This window comes from Camelimonas abortus (assembly GCF_042432745.1).
GTDB lineage: Bacteria > Pseudomonadota > Alphaproteobacteria > Rhizobiales > Beijerinckiaceae > Camelimonas > Camelimonas abortus.
In genome coordinates, this window is record NZ_JBHLWR010000004.1 from 121,369 (window position 1) to 145,533 (window position 24,165).

The 24,165-nt window shown below is 72.2% G+C and carries 17 protein-coding genes; 11 read left to right on the plus strand and 6 right to left on the minus strand.

Going from position 1 to position 24,165, the window contains the following annotated elements; translation table 11 throughout:
• Positions 1–196 precede the first annotated feature (196 nt).
• Positions 197–1,792 (plus strand): OpgD/OpgG family glucan biosynthesis protein, encoded by a 1,596-nt coding sequence (locus ACFFJB_RS00830; RefSeq protein WP_376828737.1) that lies wholly within the window; start codon positions 197–199, stop codon positions 1,790–1,792.
• Between the two features lie 210 nt (positions 1,793–2,002).
• Here the strand turns inward: ACFFJB_RS00830 and ACFFJB_RS00835 are convergent, their stop codons facing one another.
• Positions 2,003–2,134 (minus strand): hypothetical protein, encoded by a 132-nt coding sequence (locus ACFFJB_RS00835; protein ID WP_376828739.1) that lies wholly within the window; start codon positions 2,132–2,134, stop codon positions 2,003–2,005.
• A 36-nt stretch (positions 2,135–2,170) separates the two neighbouring features.
• Between ACFFJB_RS00835 and ACFFJB_RS00840 the strand changes: the two genes are divergently transcribed.
• From ACFFJB_RS00840 to ACFFJB_RS00885, 10 genes are all read left to right on the plus strand, one after another.
• Positions 2,171–2,329 (plus strand): hypothetical protein, encoded by a 159-nt coding sequence (locus ACFFJB_RS00840; RefSeq protein WP_376828741.1) that lies wholly within the window; start codon positions 2,171–2,173, stop codon positions 2,327–2,329.
• Positions 2,326–3,078, plus strand: coding sequence for a zinc ABC transporter ATP-binding protein AztA (aztA, locus tag ACFFJB_RS00845; RefSeq protein ID WP_376828743.1), 753 nt, complete (start codon positions 2,326–2,328; stop codon positions 3,076–3,078). Before ACFFJB_RS00840 ends, aztA begins: the two co-directional genes overlap by 4 nt.
• 37 nt (positions 3,079–3,115) lie before the next feature.
• The gene (locus ACFFJB_RS00850) at positions 3,116–3,991 is read left to right on the plus strand and encodes a metal ABC transporter permease (protein WP_376828745.1); all 876 of its coding nucleotides are present in this window, start codon (positions 3,116–3,118) and stop codon (positions 3,989–3,991) included.
• Between the two features lie 145 nt (positions 3,992–4,136).
• Complete coding sequence (locus ACFFJB_RS00855) at positions 4,137–5,099, plus strand: CobW family GTP-binding protein (protein ID WP_376828747.1); 963 nt, start codon at positions 4,137–4,139, stop codon at positions 5,097–5,099.
• A gap of 132 nt (positions 5,100–5,231) precedes the next feature.
• On the plus strand, positions 5,232–6,254 hold the full coding sequence (locus tag ACFFJB_RS00860; RefSeq protein WP_376828749.1) for a WD40 repeat domain-containing protein: 1,023 nt from the start codon (positions 5,232–5,234) through the stop codon (positions 6,252–6,254).
• Positions 6,251–6,523 carry a hypothetical protein gene (locus tag ACFFJB_RS00865; protein ID WP_376828751.1) on the plus strand — a complete coding sequence of 91 codons (273 nt, stop codon included), beginning with the start codon at positions 6,251–6,253 and terminating at the stop codon, positions 6,521–6,523. Before ACFFJB_RS00860 ends, ACFFJB_RS00865 begins: the two co-directional genes overlap by 4 nt.
• A gap of 53 nt (positions 6,524–6,576) precedes the next feature.
• Entirely contained in the window at positions 6,577–7,248 is a 672-nt protein-coding gene (locus tag ACFFJB_RS00870; RefSeq protein WP_376828753.1) for a GNAT family N-acetyltransferase, read from the plus strand.
• A gap of 142 nt (positions 7,249–7,390) precedes the next feature.
• Entirely contained in the window at positions 7,391–8,737 is a 1,347-nt protein-coding gene (locus ACFFJB_RS00875) for a serine hydrolase domain-containing protein (protein ID WP_376828755.1), read from the plus strand.
• Between the two features lie 174 nt (positions 8,738–8,911).
• Positions 8,912–9,874: an alpha/beta fold hydrolase gene (locus tag ACFFJB_RS00880; RefSeq protein WP_376828757.1), complete on the plus strand. Its 963-nt coding sequence runs from the start codon at positions 8,912–8,914 to the stop codon at positions 9,872–9,874.
• Positions 9,875–9,999: 125 nt separating this feature from the next.
• Positions 10,000–11,769, plus strand: coding sequence for a glycosyltransferase family 2 protein (locus ACFFJB_RS00885; protein ID WP_376828759.1), 1,770 nt, complete (start codon positions 10,000–10,002; stop codon positions 11,767–11,769).
• Positions 11,770–11,796: 27 nt separating this feature from the next.
• Here the strand turns inward: ACFFJB_RS00885 and ACFFJB_RS00890 are convergent, their stop codons facing one another.
• The 5 genes from ACFFJB_RS00890 to ACFFJB_RS00910 form a co-directional block, all read right to left on the minus strand.
• The gene (locus ACFFJB_RS00890; RefSeq protein ID WP_376828761.1) at positions 11,797–13,257 is read right to left on the minus strand and encodes an MFS transporter; all 1,461 of its coding nucleotides are present in this window, start codon (positions 13,255–13,257) and stop codon (positions 11,797–11,799) included.
• A gap of 491 nt (positions 13,258–13,748) precedes the next feature.
• Positions 13,749–14,969, minus strand: coding sequence for an autotransporter outer membrane beta-barrel domain-containing protein (locus ACFFJB_RS00895; protein ID WP_376829106.1), 1,221 nt, complete (start codon positions 14,967–14,969; stop codon positions 13,749–13,751).
• Positions 14,970–14,990: 21 nt separating this feature from the next.
• Entirely contained in the window at positions 14,991–18,458 is a 3,468-nt protein-coding gene (locus tag ACFFJB_RS00900) for an autotransporter-associated beta strand repeat-containing protein (RefSeq protein WP_376828763.1), read from the minus strand.
• 533 nt (positions 18,459–18,991) lie between these two features.
• A complete protein-coding gene (locus ACFFJB_RS00905) occupies positions 18,992–23,569 on the minus strand; it encodes an autotransporter domain-containing protein (RefSeq protein ID WP_376828765.1) in 4,578 nt (1,525 codons plus the stop codon).
• Positions 23,452–24,012: a hypothetical protein gene (locus tag ACFFJB_RS00910; protein WP_376828767.1), complete on the minus strand. Its 561-nt coding sequence runs from the start codon at positions 24,010–24,012 to the stop codon at positions 23,452–23,454. Before ACFFJB_RS00910 ends, ACFFJB_RS00905 begins: the two co-directional genes overlap by 118 nt.
• Positions 24,013–24,165 lie beyond the last annotated feature (153 nt).

Here is a 24,165-nt window from a genome sequence, read left to right on the forward strand (position 1 = left end):
CCTCATGTCGCCGGCCTGGCCTCCGCCGCCCGCGTCCCTGCGGCGGAGGGATTTTCTCCGCCGTTTTTCTTGTGGCGCGGTCGCTTTCCGGTTGCGCCGCCACGCTGATGACGCAATGGCGTAATCAATCGGGCGCCGGCCGGGCGGGCGTCTGCGTCCGCGAGGCCGGTTCCGCCGTCAGGAGCACACCCGCCCCATGCTGGATCGTCGATCATTTCTGACCGCCGCCGCCGCGACGGCGACGCTCGCCGCCGCAGGCTTTTCACCCCAGGCGCTGGCCGCGGCCGGCCTGAAGCTCGGCGCGCCTTCGCCGTTTTCCTTCGAGGCCCTGAAAGCGCGGGCCAGGGCCCTCGCCGCCCGGCCCCATGAGCCGCGTCCGTCGCCCGACCGCGCCATTCTCGAGGCCATCGATTACGACGCCCACGGCAAGATCCGCTTCCGCCCGCAGGACGCGCTGTTCGCTAACGGTCCGGGCGCCTATCCGGTGACGTTCTTCCACCTCGGCCGCTTCTTCCAGAAGCCGGTGCGCATGATGGTGGCGAAGGACGGCGAAGCGCGCGAGATCATCTACGAGACGCGCTATTTCGACATGCCGGCCGACTCGCCGGCGCAGAAACTGCGCCAGAACGCGGGCTTCGCCGGCTTCCGCTACCAGGAGAGCCGTTTCGGCGACCAGACGAAAAAGCCCTGGCAGACCAACGACTGGGTGGCCTTTCTCGGGGCCTCCTATTTCCGCGCCATCGGCGGGCTGTACCAGTACGGGCTTTCGGCCCGCGGCGTCGCCATCGACACCGCCGTGGCCGGAAAGGGCGAGGAATTTCCGGACTTCACCGAATTCTGTTTCGAGACCCCGACCAATGACGGGCCGACGGTCACCGTCTACGCCCTGCTGGAGGGGCCGTCCGTCACCGGCGCCTACCGCTTCGACATGACCCGCGGGTCGGACGACGTCACCATGGACATCACCGCGGCCCTGTACGTGCGCCAGGCGGTGGACCGGCTGGGCCTCGCGCCGCTCACCTCGATGTACTGGTTCTCGGAGCGGGCCAAGCCGACCATGGTGGACTGGCGCCCGGAGGTGCACGATTCCGACGGTCTCGCCATGTGGACCGGCGCCGGCGAGCGCATCTGGCGTCCGCTCAACAATCCGCCCTACATCACCGCCTCCGCCTTCCTGGACGACAATCCGCGCGGCTTCGGCCTGATGCAGCGCGACCGCAACTTCGACCACTATCAGGACGGCGTGCACTACGAGCGCCGCCCCAGCGCCTGGGTGGAGCCCGTGGGCCAGTGGGGCAAGGGCTCGGTGCAGCTGGTGGAGCTGCCCACCGACGACGAGATTCACGACAACATCGTCGCCATGTGGGTTCCGGCGCAGCCGGCCCGGCCGGGCCAGAGCCATGAGCTGCGCTACCGGCTGCTGTGGGTGAACGGCGATCCCTATTTCCCGGACAGCCTGGCGCGCTGCGTCGCCACGCGCATGGGCAACGGCGGCGTTCCCGGCCAGCCGCGGCCGAAGGGCGTGCGCAAGTTCATGGTGGAGTTCTCCGGCGGCCCGCTGAAAGACCTGAAGTTCGGCGAGAAGCCGGAGGTGGTGCTCAGCGCCAGCCGCGGCAGCTTCTCCTATGTGTTCGCCGAGCCGGTGCCGGACGACGTGCCCGGCCACTGGCGCGCCCAGTTCGATTTCACGGTGGAGGGCGCCGCGCCGGTGGACATGCGCTGCTACCTGCGCCTCGGCGACCGGGTGCTGACTGAAACCTGGCTGTACCAGTACTTCCCGCAGCAGGGATAGGCCCTGGCCGGCCGCCGCCGGCCGGCGAGGCGGGGCGCGGGCGCGCCCCGCGCCATCGCGGCGGCGGACAGCGCCGGCCCCCGCCCAAAATGTAATATTGGAACGTTACATTAAACCCGCTATGCTGCCGCCCCCTGCGGAAACGCGCCGGCCTGCGGCGCGCCGCGGGCGACGGGCGGAGCAACGGGCGTGAACGCAGTGGCGCAGACATCAGGGCGGATCGGGGGCGCGGGCGCCGCGCCGCCTGTCCGTGGCCATGACCACGATCATGACCACGGACGCGACGGCCACGGTCACCGTCATCACGCCGGGGAGCACGACGCCCACGACGGGCGCGTCCATGGCGGGCGCGCCGATGTCCGCGCGGGCCGGGAGCGCATGCCGCCGGCGCTGCGTCCGGCGCCGGCGCGGGCGTTGCCGCAGCCGCAGCCGCCCGGTTTTTCTCTGCTGCGCGCCTCGCTCGCCGGCCGGCTGCTGGTCGCCGCCCTGTTCTGCGCCCTCATCTGGGCCGCCATCGCCGGAGCGCTGTGGACATGACCAGCCGCGACGCCGATCCCGTTCTTGAGTTCCGCAACGTCACCCTGGGCTATGACCGTCACCCGGCGGTGCATCACCTGCATCTGGCGGTGCGGCGCGGAACGCTCACCGCCATCGTCGGCCCCAACGGCGCCGGCAAGTCCACGCTGCTGAAGGCGGCGGCGGGGCTGCTGCGGCCGCTGGAGGGCGTCATCCGCCGCAACGCGCCGGCGGCGGAGGTCGCCTGGCTGCCCCAGGCGGCGACGCTCGACCAGAGCTTCCCGCTCACCGTCTATGACCTCGTCTCCATGGGGCTGTGGGAGCGCTGCGGCCTGTTCGGCCGCATCGGCCGCCGCCATGAGGCGCGCATCGCCGGAGCGCTGGCCGCGGTGGGGCTCACCGGATTCGAGCGCCGGCCGGTCAGCGATCTTTCAGGCGGCCAGCTGCAGCGCGCCCTGTTCGCCCGGCTGCTGCTGCAGGACGCGCGGCTGATCCTGCTGGACGAGCCGTTCAACGCCCTTGACGCCGCCACCATCGCCGATCTCGTCGCCCTCGTGCGGCGCTGGCATGCGGAAGGCCGCACGGTGCTGGCCGCCCTGCACGACCTGGAGCTGGTGCGCGCCGTTTTTCCGGAGACGCTGGTGCTGGCGCGCGAGCTGGTCGCCCACGGGCCGACCGCGGCGGCGCTCACCGAACAGAACCTCGCCCGGTGCCGGCGCATGGTGGAGGCGGCCGATCCGCACGCCCACGCCTGTTCCCGCGCCGCCTGAGGCCGCCGCCCGCCGTCCCGCCCTGGACTGACCCCGCATGCACGCCCTGTATGACTGGCTGATCGCCCCTTTCGTTGAGTTTGACTTCCTGCGGCGGGCGCTGGCGGGGGCGCTGGCGCTGTCCTTTTCCGGCGCGCCGGTGGGGGTGTTCCTGATGCTGCGGCGCATGAGCCTCACAGGCGACGCCATGGCCCACGCCATCCTGCCCGGCGCGGCGGTGGGCTATCTCATCTACGGCCTCTCCCTGCCGGCCATGACCGTGGGCGGGCTCGCCGCCGGCTTCGTGGTGGCGCTGCTGGCCGGGCTGGTGGCGCGCTTCACCCAGCTGCGGGAAGACGCCTCCATGGCGGCCTTCTACCTGCTGTCGCTGGCGCTGGGCGTCACCATCGTGTCGGTGCGCGGCTCCAACGTGGACCTGCTGCACGTGCTGTTCGGCTCGGTGCTGGCGCTGGACGACGCCATGCTGCTGCTGCTGGGCTCCGTGGCAACCGTCACCCTGTTCGCCCTCGCCGTCCTGTGGCGGCCGCTGGTGATGGAGTGCGTCGATCCCGGCTTCCTGCGCTCGGTGAGCCGGGCGGGCGCGCCGACGCATCTGGCCTTTCTCGTGCTGCTGGTGCTGAACCTGGTGGCCGGCTTCCACGCCCTCGGCACCCTGCTGGCGGTCGGCATGGTGGTGACGCCGGCGGTCTCGGCCCGGTTCTGGGCGCGCGAGCTCACCGGAATGGCGCTGGGCGCGGTGGTCATCGCGGCGCTGTCCGGCTGGCTGGGGCTGGCGCTTTCCTATCATTTCGGCCTGCCGGCCGGGCCGGCCATCATCCTCGTCACCGGCGGCTTTTACGTGGCCTCGCTGCTGGCCGGGCCGGTGGGCGGGGTGATCTGGAAGGCGGCGCCCCGGCGCCATCTTGAGGCGTGAAACGCGCCGGCGGGGCTTCCCCTCGCCGGCGCGCTCCCAATATATGAACCAGTCATGCAAGGCGGGGAGGGCGCGCGCCCGTCTCCGCCGCTTCGCCGCCGGGAGCATCCCCGCCCCGCGGCCGCAGGAGAGTTCGGAGCCCCACATGTCCGGCAAGATTCCCGTCACCGTCCTCACCGGTTATCTCGGCGCCGGCAAGACCACCTTGCTGAACCGCATCCTCAGCGAGCCGCACGGCAAGAAATTCGCCGTCATCGTCAATGAGTTCGGCGAAGTCGGCATCGACAACGACCTGGTGGTCGGCGCCGACGAGGAAGTGTTCGAGATGAACAACGGCTGCGTCTGCTGCACGGTGCGCGGCGACCTCATCCGCATCATCGACGGGCTGATGAAGCGCAAGGGCGGCTTTGACGGCATCATCGTCGAGACCACCGGTCTGGCCGATCCGGCCCCGGTGGCGCAGACCTTCTTCATGGACCAGGACGTGCAGGAGCGCACCCGCCTCGACGCCGTGGTCACCGTGGTGGACGCCAGGTGGCTCGCCCTGCGCCTGCAGGACGCGCCCGAGGCCCGCAACCAGATCGCCTTCGCCGACGTGCTGGTGCTCAACAAGACCGACCTGGTGACGCCTGGGGAGCTGGAGGAGGTGGAGCGCCGCATCCGCGCCATCAATCCTTACGCGAAGCTGCACCGGGCGCAGAACGCCAACGTGCCGGTCGCCGAAGTGCTGGACCGCAACGCCTTCGACCTTGACCGCATCCTCGACATCGAGCCGGATTTCCTCGAGGAGGGCCACCATCACCACCACAATGACGACATCCAGTCGGTGGCGGTGACCATCGAGGGCGCCGTGAACCCGGACCGCTTCCTGCCCTGGCTCAATGATTTCGCCCAGCGCGCCGGCGCCGACCTGCTGCGCTCGAAGGGCATTCTCGCCTTCCCGGGCGAGCCGCGGCGCTTCGTCTTCCAGGGCGTGCACATGATGCTGGACGGCGACCTGCAGCGCGAATGGCGCGACGATGAAAAACGCGCCTCGAAGGTGGTGTTTATCGGTCGCGGTCTCGACCGCGACGCCATCGAGCGGGCGGTGAAGGCCTGCGCCGTCTGATCCGGCGCCCCCGCAGGCGCGCGACGGGCCGCAGCCCGCCGCCGCCCAGGCAGACAACGCCATCACGGGCGCTCCCGCAGGCGGCGGCCGCCGCCTGCGCAATACGCCCCACGCCACGACCCAGGTGAACCGATGTCTTCCGCTTCCTCCGCTTCGACTTCTTCCGCCGGCGGCGTTTCGCTTCTGGAGCACGTGCATCCGGTCGACGCCGGAGCCCATGTCAGCGGCGCCGCCTTCGCCGGCGAGGCGGCGGCGCTGGCGCTGGGCGACGGCTGCGTGCTGCTGCTGGACGCCGGCGGCGCGCGGCGGGTGGAGGCCCATCCCGGCGGCGCCGTGCTGGTGGCCGCGGGCGCCGGCGACCGCATCATCACGGGCGGCGACGACGGCCGGGTGGTCGCCACCCTGGCCTCGGGCGCGACGGAGCTGGTGAGCGACGAGAAGGGCCGCTGGATCGACGCAGTGGCCGCCAGCAACGGCGCCGTGGCGTGGAGCTGCGGCAAACAGGTGGCGGCGCGCGACGCCAGGGGCAACCTGCGGCGCATCGAGGCGCCTTCCAGCGTGCGGGGCATCGCCTTCGCGCCGAAGGGCTACCGCGTCGGCCTCGCCCACTATAACGGCGCCACCCTGTGGTTCCCCAACACCGGCGCCGCCCCGGAGCAGCTGCACTGGAAGGGCTCGCACCTCGACGCCACCTTCTCCCCGGACGGGCGCTTCTTCCTCACGTCCATGCAGGAGAACATGCTGCACGGCTGGCGCCTCGCTGACAGGAAAGACCTGCGCATGTCCGGCTATCCGGCCAAGCCGCGCTCCATCTCCTGGTCGCCGGACGGGCTGTGGATGGCCACCTCCGGCGCCGACGCCGCCATCATCTGGCCGTTCGAGGCCAAGGACGGCCCCATGGGCAAGGCGCCGAAGGAATGCGGCGTGCGCCCGGCGAAGGTCACCCAGGTGGCGTTCCATCCCAAGGCGCCGGTGCTGGCCATCGGCTATGACGACGGCGCCGTGCTGCTGGTCCGCATCACCGATGATTCCGAGCTGATGGCGCGCATGCCGGGCGAGGGCGGCCCCGTCACCGCCATGGCCTGGGACGCTCAGGGCCGCCGCCTCGTGTTCGGAACCCGGGACGGCGCCGCCGGCCTGCTCACCCTGCCGTGACGCCATTGTGGTTCGGCCGGAAATCCGCCCCGGGGCGTGAACTGCGCGAGCGCGTCAGCGCCTGGGCCAGCGCCGCCCACGGCGGCGAGGCGCGCTTCTCGGTGAACGAGATTTCATGCCGCGATCCCGCCTGTCCGGGCGTGGAGACCGTCATTCTCGTCATGGAGCCGGGCGTGGCGACGCGCGCGGTGAAAATCGCCAGACCCATGGCCGAGGTGACGGAAGACGACGTGCGCGCCGCCCTCGCGGCGCCGGACAGGGACAGCTGATCCCCTGGCGCGGGGCCGCGCGCCCTGGCGGCCAGCCATGACGGGCACGACCCATGACGAGCGACCTTTCCGGCTGGCGCGCGCCGGCCTTTCCGCCCCATTCCGTGCTGGAGGGCCGCTGGGCCCGCCTGGAGCCGCTGGACGCGCAGCGCCATGTGGCCGAGCTGGAGCAGGCCTTCGCCGGCGCCGACGAGGTCTGGACCTATCTCGGCCCCAGTCCGCCGCGCAGCCGCGACGACTGGCTGGCCGTCATCGCCGCGGCCCTGGCCTTTCCCAACTCCCGCGCCTGGGCCGTGCGCGACCTGCGGCGCGGCGTCGCCGCCGGTTTCCTGTGCCTGCTCGACATCCGACCCGCCCATGGCGTCGCCGAAATCGGCAACGTCAGCTATTCGCCGCTGCTGCAGCGCACGCCGGCTGCGACCGAGGCGGTCTATCTGCTGCTGAAACTGCTGTTTGACGCCGGCTACCGCCGCGTTGAGTGGAAGTGCGACGCGGCCAACGCCGCCTCCCGCCGCGCCGCCGTGCGTTACGGCTTCGTTCATGAGGGGCTGTTCCGCCAGCACATGGTGCGCAAGGGCCGCAATCGCGACACCGCCTGGTACGCCATGCTGGACGGCGAATGGCCGCGCCGGCGCGCCGCCATCGAGGCCTGGCTGGCGCCCGGAAATTTCGACGCCGAGGGCCGCCAGCGCGAGCGTCTCGCCCGCGCCGCGCCGCCTGGCTGAGTCGCCGGCGCCGGCGCCGGCCGGAATCAAGACAAATCAACATGTTGACGCGTTCCCGGGGCGATTTTTTTCTGGATCGTCCGTCGGGGCGGGGGCAGCATGGCCCCGGGGGGCGCATCACAAGGACGGGAGAGGAATACCCATGAGCAGCTCACGCTTTCATCGCCCGGAGCGCCAGCGGGGCCTTGCGCCTCTGGTTCTGGCGGCGGGCGCGGCCTTCGCCGTCATGAGCGGCGGCGCTGCGCTGGCGAAGGAGCAGGCCGCCGCCCCGGCGGCGACTGATCCGGTGAAAATGGGCTGGATGCAGGGATCGCCGCCGCCGAAGGACCGCATCATCCGCATGTCCGACGGCTCCATGCTCCGCTTCCCGCAGATCCGCTGGTCGTTCAGCCACATGCGCGAGCTGCTGCCCACCCGCAACGTGCCCCACGCCAGCACGCCGCGGGAGCTGCCCGTCGCCCTGCGCGACGATCTGGACAGCCTGGCCTTCCGCGCCATGGACGGGCGCGAAATGACCTGGAAGGACATGCTGGCCAACACCTACGCCGACAGCATCATCGTGCTGCACGACGGCAAGGTGGTCTATGAGAAATACTTTGGCGCGGCGAAGCCGGAGCTGCCGCACCAGGCCATGTCGGTCACCAAGTCGGTCATCGGCACGCTGGCGGCCGTGCTGGCCGCGGAGGGCAGGCTCGACCCGCAGGCGCCGGTGACGAAATACGTGCCGGAGCTGAAGGACTCCGCCTATGGCGACGCCACCGTGCGCGACGTCATGGACATGCGCGTTGGCGTCGACTACACGGAAAACTATCAGGATCCCCAGTCCAGCGTCTGGGATTACGCCCGCGCCGGCGGCCTCATTCCGCGCCCGCCAGGCTATACGGGGCCGGATGATTTCGCCGCGTTCCTGCAGCGGCTGAAGAAGCAGGGGCAGCACGGCGCCAGTTTCTCCTACAAGACCGCCAACGCCGAGGCGCTCACCTGGATCGTGCGCCGCGCCGCCGGCAAGAGCATCGCCGAGCTGGTGCGCGAGCGCATCTGGGAGCCCATCGGCGCCGGGAGCGACGCCTATTTCCTCATCGATCCGGCCGGCCAGGAGTCAGGCGGCGGCGGCTTCAACGCCACGCTGCGCGATCTCGCCCGCTTCGGCGAGCTGATGCGCAACGACGGCCGGGTGGGCGACCGCCAGGTGATCCCGGCGAGCGTCGTGGCGGACATCCGCAAGGGCGGCGACAGGGCCGCCTTCGCCGCCGCCGGCTACAAGACGCTGCCGGGCTGGTCCTACCGCGACATGTGGTGGGTCACCGGCAACGCCGACGGCGCCTTCATGGCCCGCGGCATCCACGGCCAGTCGCTCTACGTCGATCCGGCGGCGAAAATGGTGATCGTCCGTTTCGCCTCCCATCCGGTGGCGAGCAACACCTTCAACGATCCGCTGACGCTGCCGGCCTTCGCCGCCATGGCGGAGCGCCTGAAGAAGCAGCAGTGACGGGCCGCGGCGCGGTTGCCGGCGCCGCGTTTTCCGCCCTATGCTCGCGCCGGCCCGCGCCCTGCGGGCGGACATGACAAGCCATGCATGACTGGCGCGCAACAGACGGCCGCGCCGGCGCCCGCACGGGGCGCCGCGGCGCGAAGCCGCGCGGAAGGAAGCGTCGTGACGGACATGAAACGTACGACCATCGAAGCCAACGGCCTGAAGTTCTCCGCCCTCGTCGCTGGCGGGAGCGGGCCGCTGGTCATCATGTGCCACGGCTTTCCGGAGCTGGCGTGGTCGTGGCGCCGCCAGATTCCCGCGGTGGCCGCCGCGGGCTTCCGCGTGGTGGCGCCGGACATGCGCGGCTATGGCGACACCGGCGGGCCGGACGAACGGGAGGCCTATTCCATCTTCCACCTCACCGGCGACGTGGTCGCCCTGACGGAGGCGATGGGCGAGAAAGAGGCCATTCTTGTCGGCCATGACTGGGGCGCCAGCGTCGTCTGGCACGCCGCCCTGTTCCGGCCGGACATGTTCCGCGGCGTCTGCGCCATGAGCGTGCCGTTCCAGGTCCGGCGCCCGGGCAAGCGGCCGACCGAGGTTTACCGCGCCGTCAGCGCCTCAAAGGGCCTCGGCGACTTCTACTGGGTGGCGTTCACCGACGAAGGCCGCGCCGAGCGCGAGCTGGAGGCGGACGTGCGCCGCTCCATGCTGGCCATCTTCGGCGGCATCGCCGGCAAGGACGTAAAGGCCGACCGCTGGCAGCTGTTCGCCGACGAACAGGGCCGGCTGCTGCAGCTGCACAGTCCGCGTCCGCTGCCCGCCTGGATCAGCGAGGAGGAGTTCGCGCCTTTCGTCAGCGCCTTTGAAAAGAAGGGCTTCCGCCGCCCCATCCACTGGTACCGCAACATCGACGACAACTGGGAGCGCTGCGCCCCATGGCTCGGCGCCGGCGTCCGCATTCCGGCGCTGTTCATCACGGGCGAGAAGGATCCGGTGCGCGGTTTCGCCGGCTCCGGCGAGGAGAACCTGGAGAAATACGTGCCCGACCTGCGCGGCAAGGTGGTCATACCCGGCGCCGGCCACTGGGTGCAGCAGGAGAGGCCGCAGGAGGTGAACGACCATCTGCTCGCCTTCCTGAAAAGCCTGTGACGGCCGCGACCGCGGGGCAGGTTCCGCCACGGGCGGGGCTGTAGTAAGCCGGCTCTCGCCGGCGTCCGCATGCGTGCGCTGGCGCGCGCCGGCGCGGCCGGCGGGCCAACAGTCGGGGCGGCCGGATGGAACACAAGAGCCAGAGCCTGCGGCGCCTGCCGGGACTCGCCTCCCTGCGCGGCTGGCTGCGCGGCCGCATCGCGCCCGTGGCCATGCGCAGCGCCCTGGCGCGGCGTCTGCTCGGCCGCGCCGCCTGGCGCTACGTTTATGCGGCGCCCTCCATGCCCGCCGACCTGGGCGCGTCCGCCGGCGTCCGCATCTCGCTGGTCATGGCGGCGGGGGCGGCGACGCCGGAGCAGCTGCGGCGGACCTTGCGCTCCATCAGCCGGCAATGGCGCGCGCCGGCGGAAATCGTCGTCGGCCTCGGCCCCGACGCGCCGGCTGGAAGCCGGACGCTGCTGGCCCAGGAGCAGCAGCGCGCCGGTGGGACCCTGCGCCTGACCGGCGCGGCGCAGCCCGGGCGCGTCTGCGCCCTCAACGCGGCGCTCGCCGCCGCCTCCGGCGATTTCGTGGCGCTGGTCGCCCCGGGCGACGAACTGGCGGCGGACTGCGTCCATGCCCTGGGCGCCGCCATCGCCGCGCAGGACGCCGATTTCCTCTACAGCGACGAGGACGAGATCGCCGGCCCCGGCCGTTACCGCAATCCGTGGTTCAAGCCGGACTGGTCGCCGGACCTGCTGATGAGCCTGCCCTATGCGGCCCATGTGGCGTGCCTCCGCCGCGACCTGCTGGCGCAGACGGGCCTGCTGCGGCCGGAGCTGGAAGGCGCGGAGATCTGGGACCTGCTGCTGCGCGTCGCCGAACGGACGCGGCGCATCGTTCACCTGCCGCAGGCGCTGTATCACCGCCAGCCCGGGCCGCGCGAGGGCGCGGGCGACGCGCGCGCCGTGGCGGCCGGCCGGCAGGCGCGGCTGGACGCGCTGGCGCGCCGCGGCGAGCCCGGCGCGCTGGAGCCGGCGCCCTCCGCGCCCGGGCATCTGCGCCTGCGCCGCCATGTCAGCGGCGAGCCGCTGGTCTCCATAATCATTCCCAGCCGGAACAACGGCCGGGTGCTGCAGGCCTGCGCCGACTCCATCCGCGCAAGATCCACCTGGCGGCGCCATGAGCTGGTGCTGCTCGACAACGGCTCGACCGAACCGGAGACGCTGGCGGTTTTTGAGCGCCTCGCCGCCCGGGGGGCGACGGTGATCCGCCATGACGCGCCGTTCAACTATTCCGGGCTCAACAACATCGGCGCGCGCCGGGCCCGCGGCGAACTGCTGCTGTTTCTCAACGACGACACCGAGGTCATCACCCCCGACTGGCTGGAGCGGCTCGCCGGTTACGCCCAGGCCCCGCATGTGGGCGCGGTGGGCGCGCTGCTGCTGTATCCGGGCCGTCCAGCCATCCAGCATGTGGGCGTGGTCAACACGGCGCTGGGGCCCCTGCACGCTTTCCTGCACGGCGATCCCGGGCGGCCGGTCCCATTCCTGCGCCAGACGCTGGAGCGCAACTGGCTGGCGGTGACCGGAGCCTGCCTCATGGTGGCGCGCGACCGCTTCGCGCAGGTGGGCGGCTTCAACGAGGCGCTGCCGGTGGGCTACAACGACATCGACCTGTGCATGCGCCTGTATGAGGCCGGCTATTTCAACGTGTCGCTGCCGGCGGTGCGGCTGCTGCATCACGAGTCGGCCTCGCGCGGCCATGACGCCGCCGACGCCGCCCGCATGGCGCGCCTTGCCGGCGAGCGCGAGAAACTCTACACGCTCCATCCGCAGTTCCGCGGGCGCGATCCGTTTCTCAATCCCAATCTCAGCCAGACCAGCCCCTGGTTCGACCTGCGGCCGCGCCGCTGACGCGCGTCCGGCCGTCGCGCCCGCGACTCACGGGCAGCGGCGCGGAAACAGCGCCGGCAGCAGCAGGAGGCAGACCGTCATGGCGACCGCCGGCCACGCCGTGGCGTGGGAGAAGGCGTCGGCCGGGCCGCCCGGCTCGTCGCCGTGGCGCAGCAGCGCGCTGAAATAGAGCAGGCCGGCCAGCGCGACCCCGAAGGCGCCGCCCACCTGCTGCGCCGTGGAGATGACGCCCGAGGCCGAGCCAGCTTTCTCCGGCGGCACATGCGCCAGCACGGCGTTGAGCATCAGCGGCATGAACAGGCCCTGGCCGCCGCTGACGACGGCGAGGCCGAAGGTCAGCCGCCAGGCGGCGTCCGGCGGCGCGGTGCGGGCGATGGCGATGCAGGCCAGATAGCCGGTGATGGCGAAAACGGCCCCCGCGGCCATCACCGCCCTGGCGCCGTGGCGCGCCGCAAGGCGGTCGCACGCCATGGAGGCGCCGATGAACGCCAGCCCCGCCGGCGCGATGATCAGCGCCGCGCCGAGCGCCGGATAGCCAAGCCCCACCTGCAGGAACATGGCCTGGATGAAGGGCATGGAGACAATGGTGGAGTGGAGGAAAAACGCCACGGTGACGCCGCTGGCCACCGGCCCGCGGGAGAACAGGGCGAGATCGATGAGCGGCTCGACGCCCCGCCGCGCGCGCGCCAGCTGGTGGCGGGCGAACAGCCAGAACGCCGGAATGGCCAGCAGGGGCAGCGCCAGCAGCCACGCCGGCCAGCCCAGCGCCCGCCCTTCCACCAGCGGAAACAGCACCAGGGCGAAGGCGACCGCGCACAGCGCGACGCCGGCGAAATCCAGCTGCGGACGGCCAGGCGCGCGGCTTTCCGGAATGACCCGCGGTCCGAGCAGGCAGGCGACGAGGCCGATGGGCAGGCACAGGATGAACACCCAGCGCCACGCGAGGCCATGGATGTTGGCGGTGATCAGCAGGCCGCCGAGCAGCTGCGCCAGCGTGCCGGAGAGGCCGAGGGTGATGCCGAAGGCGGAGAGATTGCGCGCCCGCGCCGCGTCGTCCCCGGAGGAGACGCGGATGATCGACAGCACCTGCGGAAACAGCAGCGCCGCCGACAGGCCGGCCGCCACGCGTGCGAGGATGATCATGGTGAGCGAGCTGGCGAGGGCGCACGCCAGCGAGGCGGCGGTGAAGCCGGCCATGCCGGCGACGAAAACGCGCCGGCGGCCGAACAGGTCGCCGAGGCGCCCGCCTGTGACCAGCGCAAGGCCATAGGCGAGGCCGTAATAGGCGATGATGGAGGAAACGGTCGGAGTGGCCCCGAACTCCGCCTGGATGCTGGGGATGGCGATGGAGACGATGATGCCGCTCATCACCGACAGAAAGGCGCCGGAAAGCAGGGTGACGAGCCCGATTCCCGCGAGATGGCGTCCGCTTTCCCGCGACGTTCCCACGGCCACTGTTGCGACGCCCGATGCGCCTTCCTGCGACATGCGTTCCCCCCGGCTGTTTCGCGCCAAGCATCAGTATCATGGCCCCGCCGCGCAAGATGCGCCGGACGCATGGCGCCCCATCGTCTGGCGCACCCGCGCCCGGGCGCTGCGTTTCCTGCCGCGCCGCACCGGCGCGGAAGGCGGGAACCCACAACCGCCGCCCGGTGTTGCCCATGCGACAGGAGGCGGACGTCATGACGCGCGACAGACATGACCATGAAACCAGGCCGGCGACAGGAACCCATGCGACGCGCCGGCGGGCGCGGCCAGTGGATCCGGAAGTGGCTGACGAAACCGGCCGCGCCCCGCCCAGGGGCCGGCCCGACACGCAGGAATATCTGAAGGCGCGCCCGCGCGCGGAGCCGGAACAGCGCCGGCGCCGCCCCTGATGGGGGCGGCCGCCCAAGGGGATGAAAGGCTCCCTGCGCCTGCATCCGGTCAGGGGCGCCGGGCGGCGCCCCTCCGGGTTTGCAGGCAGGGCGGCCGCGGGCTCAGAAAAGGAGCTCCATCTGGCCCCGGAACTGCTGGTCCGCGTTGCGCGCGCCATACAGGCCGTTGTAGGCGACGCCGATCCGCGCGCCCGTCGCGATGGTCCAGTCCACGCCCGCCGCCACCGCCAGCGCGGAGCGGTCCAGCGGAACGCTCCGGACCGCCAGCGGCAGCGCCGCGGGATCGTCGCGGAAGGCGAGCAGCGTCGCCGGCCGCAGGTCGCCGCAGGCGCGGCGCCAGCCGATCATGCCGTTCAGCCGCGCGCCCCCGATCTCCGCGTCAACACGCGTCCCCACCGTCAGCACGCCGATGGCGCTGGAGCGGCCGCGTCCGGTGAGCGCCGCGGCGCCGCCGCGCTCCGTGAAGCCGTCGGCGTTCACGCGGACGCCCGCGAGGCTGACGAAGGGCGAGAACGTGCCCGCGCCGGCCATCGGCAGCCGGTACGCCGCCTCGCCGAACGCCTGGAACGTCCGCACGCCGTACGCCGCCGCGGCCATGCCGGAGTAGCCGGGGAGGATGACGACGCGCCGGGTCGACGCCTGCGTGACGGCATGGCTCACGCCGCCGGCCAGCGACAGCGCCCCCAGCTGCGCGCCGGCGTAGAGCGCGCCGCCGGTCGTCTGCGACAGCCCGCGGGAATGACGCGCATCAACGTCCAGGCAGCCGGTCACATGACCGCCGGCGACGCCGGCCGTCACCGGGCCAAAGGCCACGTCGGCGCCGAGGATGAAGCCGCCGCTGCGCCGCCCCGTCGCCGCCGCGCCATGGCCGCCCCTGCCGGCGCCCCAGCCGCCAAGGCCCTTGCCCCAGAACGTCGCGCCCGGGCCGGGGCGCGTCAGCGCCGTTCCGGCGGCGGCCGCCGCCTCATGCGCGCCGTGCAGCCGGTCGAGAATGACGTCGCGGGTCATGCCGGCCTCCGTGAACGCCGCGGCCGTCCATGCGGCGTGGATTTCGCCGGACATCATGTCGAAGCCGGCGCGGGCCTGGCTGGCGGAGGCCAGCAGCACCGCCTCATGCACCGGATGGCCGTCGCCAAGACGCTCCACCGCTTCCGCCGTCGCCGCCTGAACCTCCGTCAAGGCGGCCTGCGCGAGCGGCTGCCCGTTGCGCTCGAGGCGCAGCGTCACCGCGGCGTCGTCATATTCCAGCGTCGGGTCCAGATAGGCCAGGTCGGAGCTGACGCCGTCGAAGCGGCCGCTGACGCCGCCCGCGGCCGAGAGGATGACGTAGCGCGTGTCGCGGGCCTAGTTCCCCTGGCCGGCCCGCACCACCACCGCTCCGCCTTCGATGGTCGCCACGCCGCCAGCGACGATACCGCCGCTGGCGCCGTCCGGCGTGACCTCCACCTCAAACACCGAACCGCGCATGAATCGCACGTCGCCGTTCACGCGCAGCACGCCCGGGGAATTGCCCGGGGCGGCGACGCCGGCCACGGCAAGGGCGCCCACCACGCCCTCGCCGGCGACACGGCCGTCCGGCCGCACTTCCACCAGCGCCTGCGGCAGCGCGCCGTTGACCCGCAGCGTGGCGCCCGTCACCTCGGCGACGCCGCTGAACGCGCCGCTGTCGCCCGCGATCTCCACCTCGCCGCCGCCGGTGACCGCAAGACGGCCCGCGCCGGCGATCTCGCCCGTCCATACGGCGCGGTCCGCCTCGCGGAAGACGACGCCAGCTCCGGCGGCGACGGCAAGCCGCCCGCCCGCGCCGAACGCCGCCACCGGCCCCTCCAGCGCGCCGGCCGTAACGTTCACGGCGCCGGTGAAGGCGCTGTTGTCGCCGGCGAGCAGCGCCGTGTCAGGGCCTGTTTTCACCAGCGCGCCGGCGCCCGCCAGACGCGCCTCGATCACGCCGCCCGCCAGGGCGAGCGCGCCCGCCTCCAGAACGCCGTTGCTGATGCGGCCGCCGCGCAGCTCCACCTCCGCGCTTTTCTGCGTCCGGCCGCCAAGGTCCAGGGCGCCTCCGTCAACCAGCAGACGGCTGCTTTCGGCGAGGGCGCCGCCGTCCGCGAGCGCCAGCACGCCGCTGCCGATCACCGTCGGGCCGCCATAGGCCTGGGGCGCGGCCAGCGTCAGCCGGCCGGCTCCCGTCTTGAGCAGGCCGCCGTCGCCGGAGATGACGCCCGCATAGGTCGTGTCCGCGCCATTGGCGCCCACGGCCAGCATGGCGCCGCCGTCGAGCCGCGCCGCGCCGGCGCCCGCGAGGCCGCCGATGACCTGGTCATCGCTGGCGACAAGCCGGCCTTCCGCATGGAGCGACAGCGTCGCCTGCTCCGGCAGCTGGCCGGGCGCCGTGGTCGCCAGCGTCACCCCCGGCCCGACGCGGGTGTCCGCCCGCCAGACGATGGCGCTGTCCAGCGTGAGCGTGGCAGGCGCGCCGGCGGAGTTGATGAAGGAGACCTCGCCGCCCGGCGCGTCGCCTTCGCCGCCGGCGGACAGGGTGAGGTCCTGGCCGGCAAGGTCGATCGCGCCGCCGCGGGCGGCGATGATCCGGCCCGGCCGCGCGCCGGCGACGGCGAGCCTCAGCACGCCGCCGTCAAGCGTGACCGGTCCGGGGCCCGTCGCCTCGGGATGGGCGACCGCGACCACGCCCCCCGCGACCTCCACGCCGCCGACGTGCCGCGCCGGCGCCGCCAGCTCCAGCACGCCGTCGCCGGTCTTGCGCAGCGCGCCTTCGCCGTCGATGGCGCCGTCAAACATGGCCCGGGCGTGGTTGGCGCCCACCGTCAGCACGGCGCCGCGCGCCAGCGTTACGGTTCCGTCGCCCTCCAGGCCGCCGGCGGTCTGGTCGTGGATCACCGTGAGCTGGCTGCGCTTGTCCAGCTCAAGCGTCGACCGCTCCGACAGCTGGCCGGGTGCGGTGGTCCCGATCCTGATGCCCGCGCCGATCACGGTCCGGCCGGCCCACGTGACCGCGCTTTCCAGCGTCAGCGTGACCGGGTGGGCGCCGCTGTTGACGAACGAGACGCCGCCGGGGCCGTAGCCGCCGGCGGCCAGCGTCTGGTCGGCGCCGGCCAGGTCGATCGTTCCGTTCCGGATGGTCAGGACGAGCGGGCCCAGACGCGTTCCGGCCGCCGGCGTCACGAGGAGGCCGCCGTCGATGGAGACGGGGCCCGCGCCGGCCGCATCCGCACGCGCGAGCTCGACCACGCCGCCACGGACGGCGATTCCGCCGGCGTGGTCGTTGGTCCCCGCCAGCGTCAGCGTTCCGTCGCCGGTTTTGACCAGCGGGCCGTCGCCGGAGAGCGCGCCGCTCCACGTGACCGGATGGCCATTCGAGTTTATGACGCCGCCACTCCCCGTGACCACGGCGGGATGGGCGACGCTGAGGGGACCACAGGCGCGGATGGCGCCGCCAGCAAGGGTCAGCGCGCCGTCGCCGGCGATGGCGTCGCCTCCGGCCAGTTCGAGCTGGCCGCCGTTCAGGTCGAGCCGGCCCGCGCCTTGCCCGAAGCGAACCACGCCCCCGACGCGGACGGCGCCGCCGTTGATGGTGACGGCGGCGTCGGCCAGGCGCCCGGACGCGCCGGCGCCGACGGCAAGGTCGCCGTAAACCTGCGCCACGCCGCCATTGACGTTGAGCCGCGCGGTTGTGGGGCCGCCGGCCGGGTCCGCGCCAGAGCCGACATGGAGGGTGTCCGGGCTGTCCGGCCGGCCGATGATGAGCGAGCCGCCGTTCAGGTTATAGACGCCAGTGGCCCCGGGGCCGTCGCCAATCCGGATGGCGTCAAGTCCGGAGACGTCGACGCGGGAGCGGTCGCCGTTCTGGCTGACCTCGCCGGAGCCGCCGGCGTGGCCAATGAGGAACGCGCCCCGGTTCGGGCCGGCGGCGGGACCGGCGATGGTGACGGCTGAACTGTCGATATTGGCCACGGCGCGACCGCCGTTGCGCCCGCCCAGCAGGACATGGGCGGCGCCCGCCGCGCCGTCGATCAGCGCGCCGTTTTTCATGGTGAGGACGGCGGAGCCGCCGTCGCCGAGAATGACCGAGCCGCCCTGCGCAGGCAGACGGATGACTCCCCCGTCCATGACGACGTCCGCCTGGCCGCCGTCGTGGCCGGCGGCGAGGCGGGCCGTTCCGCCGGCCGGGTCGTCGCCATTGCCCAGGGTGAGCGCGCCGCCCAGGATGTTGAGCGCCCCCTGGGAGCCGGCCCCACGGCCAATCCAGAGCGTGTTGGCGTGGTTCTCCGATCGCCTGACGCCGAGAGCGCCGCCGTCGAGCGTGAGCACGCCTTGCACGTCATGGCCGCCGACGGATAGTTCGGCGCCGTCATGCTTCCTGGCGCTGCCCAGGTGGAAGGTGGCGTTCTTGCCAAGGACAAGCGTGGACTGGTCGAGGAAAAGCCGGCCCTGCTTGAGCTTGATGAGCAGCGAAGCGTTCGTTCCCGGCGCCGCGATCACCGAGTCGGCGATGTGGATGTCGTCGAACGGACCAGTGTAGCGCAGCGCGGCCCCACCCTTGCCGCCAGTGACGATCTCGTTGAGGCGCCGGGGAAAATCGGCGGGGTCTTCGACCCTGGTCTGGCGCCAGGGCGTCCATGCGGCGGCCGCTGGCGCGGGCGCGGCGGCGACGGCCGCAGCAAGCGTGCAGGCCGGCAGCAGCGCGACCACGGGCCGTGCGCCGCCATGCGTCCGGCGCGGACCAGCTCGCCCGGTCGCTTGTCCCGGACCGGCGGGATCGACGGACACCCCGGACAGCATTGTCTTGTCGCTCATACGTTCTCCAGTTCATGGGCTTTCTGACGCGGACGTCCGGCAGCCGTTCTGCGCACATGCTGGTAATTATCTCGAATATGTTTGGTCAATTCATAATGAAGCGCGCGTATTCACATTTGCGGCAGCGTAATGTTCTACATTTGGTGTCCTGGACACCAGTTATATTTTTCGATCTGTTCTTGAGGCGGATGGCGCAACGCCCCCGCGGCGCCCGGAAGCCGGGCGCCTGCAGCCGGGCCGCCTGCGCCTGGCGTGGGCCAGCCCGGCGCGGGGCGTGGGCCGTGGCGGTCACACGGACGGGGAGGGGGGTCTGCGGGGCTGGGCGAGGCTGGAAGGCGGGGCGAGGGCGGCGCCGCCATGGCGGGACGCGCCTGTCAGGGGCGCATGCGTCAGCGGGGATGCTTCGACGGTTGTCGCGGGAACGGCCGGAGGATGGGCTGCGGCTTTCCCGCGGCCACCGCGCGAGGATCAGAAAGAACAAGGGGGGCGCCGCCTGCGCGACGCCCCCCCTTGTGATGTCTGGTTCGCTCCGGTCAGAACCGGATTTCGGCGTGGGCGCGGAACTGCTGGTCGGCGTTATGCGCGCCGTACTGGCCGTTGTACGACACGCCAAGCTTCACGCCGGCGGCGACGGCCCAGTCAACGCCCGCAGCCACCGCCAGCGCCGACCGGTCGACCGGCGCGCTGCTGACCGCAAACGGCGCCGCCAGATTGCCGCGGAAGGCGTTCAGCGCCGTCGGCCGCACGTCGCCGAAGGCGCCGCGCCAGCCGATCATGCCGTTAAGCGTCGCCCCGCCCGCGCGCAGGTCGAAGCGCACGCCGGCCGTGGTCACGCCGATGCTGTCCGTGCGGCTGCGCCCGCCAAGCGCCGCGGCGCCGCCGTGCTCAAGGAAGCCGTCCGTGCTGACGCGCAGGCCCGCCACATTGACGAACGGCGAGGCGGCGGCCGTCTCCGACAGCGGCAGGCGGTAAGCGATCTCGCCGAACGCCTGGAAGACGCGCGCGTCATATTTCGCCGTGGCGTAGTCCGCGTATCCGGCGAAAGCGACGCCGCGCTGGGTGGACACCCGCGCGCCGGCGTAGCTTGCGCCCGCCGAGAGCTGCATCTGGCCAAGGCTTGCGCCGGCGTAGAGCGCGCCGAACACGGTCTGCGATGAGGCGCGGGAGAGGCGCGCGTCCATGTCGAAGCGGCCGTCCAGATAGCCGCCGGCGACGCCGGCGGTGACGCCGCCCAGATCCGCGTCGGCGCCAAGGATGAAGCCGCCGCTGCGACGGTCCACGGAGGCGAGGCCGTGGCTGGCGCGAGCCTCGCCCCAGCTGCCGACGCCCTGGCCCCAGAAGGTCGCGCCGGAGCCGGTCTTCCCGGCCGGAACGGTCGCCTGGCCGGCGGCGGCGGCGCCTTCGCCATGGGCCGCGCGCAGCCGCCCGAGCAGCGCGTCGCGCACCAGGCCCGCCTCGGTGAACGCCGTCGTCGTCCACGCCGCGTGGATCTCGCCGGACATCATGTCGAAGCCGGCGCGCGCCTGCCCGGCGGAGGTGAACAGGATGGCGTCATACAGCGGATTGCCGTAGCCCAGCCGCTCCACCGCCGTCGCCACGGCGAACTGGCTGGCCGTCCACGCGGTCTGGCCGAAGGCCAGGTCGTTGCGGTCGAGCTGCAGGGTGACGCTGGCGGAGTCGTACTGCAGCGACGGCGTGAGGAAGGCCATGTTGGACGTGACGCCGTCGAACTGGCCGGCGACGCCGCCGTCCGCCGAAAGGATGACGTAGCGGGTGCGGCGGGCGTAGTTCCCCTGGTCAGCGAGCACCGCCACCACGCCGCCCTCGATCGTGGCCACGCCCGAGACGGCGATGCGGTCGCTCACGCCGGCGGCGTTGACCTCGACCTCGTAAGCGGAGCCGGAGACGAAGCGCGCGTCGCCGCTCACGACCAGCGTTCCGGGCGAATTGCCCGGCGCCGCGACGCCGGCCACCACAAGGCCGCCCACCACGCCGCTGCCGGAGACGCGCCCGTCCGTCGCGACGATCACCGTCGCATTGGGCAGCGCGCCGTTAACGCGCAGCGTCGCGCCCTCCACCGTGGCGGAGCCGGTGAAGGTGTTGCCGGCGCCGGTGATTTCAATCTCGCCGCCCCCGGTGACCTTCAGGTCGCCGTCGCCGACGATCGCGCCGCTCCACACGCCCGCGCCCGGCTGGCTGAAGGTGACGGTGGCCCCGGCGTTGACGGTGATCAGGCCGCCCGCGCCGAAAGCGGCGACCGGGCCGGCGAGCTCGCCCGCGGCGACGGTGACCGTACCCGAGAAGGCGCTGTTGTCGCCGGTGAGCACGGTGAGGCCGGGTCCGGTCTTCACGAACGCGCCGTCGCCGACGAGGTCCACCGCGACCACGCCTTCCGACGCCTCAAACAGGCCGCTGTCCAGCGCGCCGTTGCGCAGCGCGCCGCCGGACAGCTGCACTGCCGAAGCCTTTTGCGTGCGGCCGCCCAGATCCAGCACGCCGCCGTTCAGCACGAACGCGGTTGCGTCGTCGAAGCCGCCGGCGCCCGCGAGCGCCAGCACGCCGCTGTCGACGACCGCGCTGCCCCTGAAGGTCTGGGCCGCGGTCAGGGTCAGCTGGCCGGCGCCCACCTTGCGCAGGCTGCCCGCGCCGGAAATGACGCCGCCGAACGTGGTGTCGGCGTTATTGGCGCCCACGGCGAGCTCGACGTCGCCGGCGCCTCCGAGGGTCACGTCGCCCGCGCCCGCCAGACCGCCCAGCGTCTGGCTGGCGTCAGCGCGCAGCGCGCCGCCGGCGTCGATGCTGACCGTGGAGGCCGCCGGCAGCTGGCCGGCGCCAGTGGCGTGCAGCGTCACGCCCGCGCCGACGCCGGTCGTTCCCTGCCAGCCGATCGCGCTGGCCAGCGTGACCGTGGCCGGCGCTGCGCCGCTGTTGACGAAGCTGACGGCGCCGGAGCCGGAGCCGCCGCCGGCGAGGGTGAGGTCGTAGCCGTTCAGGTCGATCCCGCCGGCGCCGGCGGCGACGATCTCGCCGGGCGTCACGTTCTCTGCGGCCAGCTGCAGCGTTCCGCGCTCCAGCCGCACCGGACCGGAGCCGAGCGCCGCCGCGTGCTGCGCCACAACCTGGCCGCCGCTGATGGTCGTGCCGCCGGCGTAGGCGTTGGCGCCGGAGAGAATGAGCGCGCCATCGCCCTGTTTCACCAGCCCGCCATCGCCGGAGATGGCGCCGGAAAGGGTGATCGCGCGGCCGTTGCTGTCAAAATGTCCGGCGCTGGCGATGGCGATGTCCTGGCCAAGGCTGATGTCGCCGGCGGCCCGGATGGCGCCGCCGTCGGCAAGGATGCCGGTAATGCTCGCGAAGGCCGCGCTCTGCTCCAGCTCCACGACGCCGCCGCGCAGCGCCAGCCGGCCAGCGCCCAGCCGCCCGTCGCCCGAAAGGGCCAGCACGCCGCTTTCGACAGTGGTGTCGCCGGCGTAGGTCTGGGCTGCGGTCAGGGTCACCTGGCCTTCGCCCGCCTTGCGCAGGCCGCCCGCGCCGGAGATGACGCCGTCGAACGTCAGGCTGGCCTCGCCGGCAGCCACGGAGAACACGGCGCCGGCGGCCAGCGCCACGGCGCCGGCGCCGGTCAGTCCGGCGACGGTCTGGTCATGCGCGATCTCAACCCGGCTGGCGGCGCCGACGTCCAGGACGGAGCGGGCAGAGAGCTGGTTGCTCGCCGTGGTTGCGAGCGTCAGGTCGCCGGACAGAGAGGTGACGCCAGACCATGACAGACTGCTCGCCAGCGTGACCGTGGCCGGCGTGGCGCCGTTGTTGACGAAGCTGACGGCGCCGGAGCCGGAACCGCCATTGGCGAGGGTGAGGTCGTAGCCGTTCAGGTCGATCCCGCCGGCGCCGGCGGCGACGATCTCGCCGGGCGCCACGTTCTCTGCGGCCAGCCGCAGCGTTCCGTTCTCCAGCCGCACCGGACCGGAACCGAGCGCCGTCGCGTGCTGCGCCACAACCTGTCCGCCGCTGATGGTCGTGCCGCCAGTGTAGGCGTTGGCGCCGGAGAGAATGAGCGCGCCCTCGCCCTGTTTCACCAGCCCGCCGTCGCCGGAGATGGCGCCGCTCCAGGTGATGGCGTGGCCGTTGCTGTCAAACGTCGCGCCCGTCCCGGCGAGCGTCGCAGCATGGGCGACGCCGAGGTCGCCGGTCGCGCGGATGACGCCGCCCGCCAGCGTCAGTTCGCCCGAGCCGGTAATGGCGTTGGAGCCCGCCAGCTCGAGGGCGCCGCCGTACAGGTTCAGCCGGCCGTTGTCCGGGCCGAAATTGACCCTGCCGCCGACCGTGACGCGGCCGCCATTAATATTTACGGTCGCATCCGGCATATAGCCGGCGACGCCGGCGCTGCCGATTTCCAGATTGCCATGGATGTGCGCCGCGCCGCCGTTGACGTTGAACACGGCGGTGGCGGCGTTCCGTTTTCCTTCGCCATAGACCGCGCCGATCCAGAACGAGTCCCGGGTCTCCTCCCGGCCGACTTCGAGCAGGCCGCCATTGAGATTGTAGACGCCGCTGGCGCCGTTGCCGTTGCCGATGCCGACGCGATGGATTCCGGAGACGTGCACGTAAGAGTTGTCGCCGGACTGGTTGAACTCGCCGGCGCCGCCGTCATAGCCGATGACGAACAGGCGCTCATCCTTTGCGGTGTTCGTGCCGCCGCCGCGGATGATGATGGCTGAATTGTCGACGTTGGCGACGGCTTTCCGGCCGGTCCATTCGCCCAGCCAGAAATGGCTGGCGCCCTGCGAACTGTCGATCACCGCGCCGTTGGACATGTTGAGGACCGCCCCGTTGCCGAGGCCGATGCGGATCGAGGCGCCGTGCGTCCCCAAATTGATGGAGCCGTTGTCGAGATTGATTTCAGAGCCGCCGCCGCCGTAACCGGCAAACAGCTGCGCATACTGGTTCGCGCCCGGCTCCAGGCCGAGGTTGATCCGGCCGCCGTTCCTGACGTTCAGGGTTCCCTGGCTCCCCCCCAGATAGCCAATGGCCAGGGCGTTGGGCGACTTGTCTGCGGTCGCGCCGGTTCCGAAACATTGAGGACGCCGCCGTCGACGGTCAGCACGCCCCACGACTTGCTGTCGCCGACAAGAATGTCGCCGACGCCGCCGCCCGGAGCGACGTTGACGACCGTATTCGGGCCAATGATGAATTCCGCCTGGTCGATGTAAATTTCGCTCGGGGCGAGATTGATGGTCAGCGAGGCGTTCTGCCCGGGGGTCGCCGTATCGGCGACGATCCGCAGTTCGCCGACGGGGCCGTCATAGGTCAGCGTGCTGTCGCCGTCGCCATTGACGACGATGTCCGTGAGACGGTCCTGGAACGCGGCGGGATCGCTGAAAACATCGTCCGCGGCGATGACCGGCTGCGTCGCGGCGATCGCCGCGCCCAGCGCGCACGCCGCCGCCAGCGCGCGCAGCGACGCCCCGTTCCTGAGCCCCGTGCGCCTGCGGTCTGGCGGGGGCGTCGTCCGCCCGCGCTGCGCTGCTTCGCTGGCCGTAACTGTATGTCGCATGATCCGCCCCCTTTGGCTCGCACGCCATGACCGGTGGCGCCGGCGTGCCCCTCCCGCACGTTACGGCATCCTGATTTTGTCAATAATGACGGGAATGTTGTTACGTCAATCCGTAGCGGAACAACGCATATAACCAGATGTGCCTGCAATGTG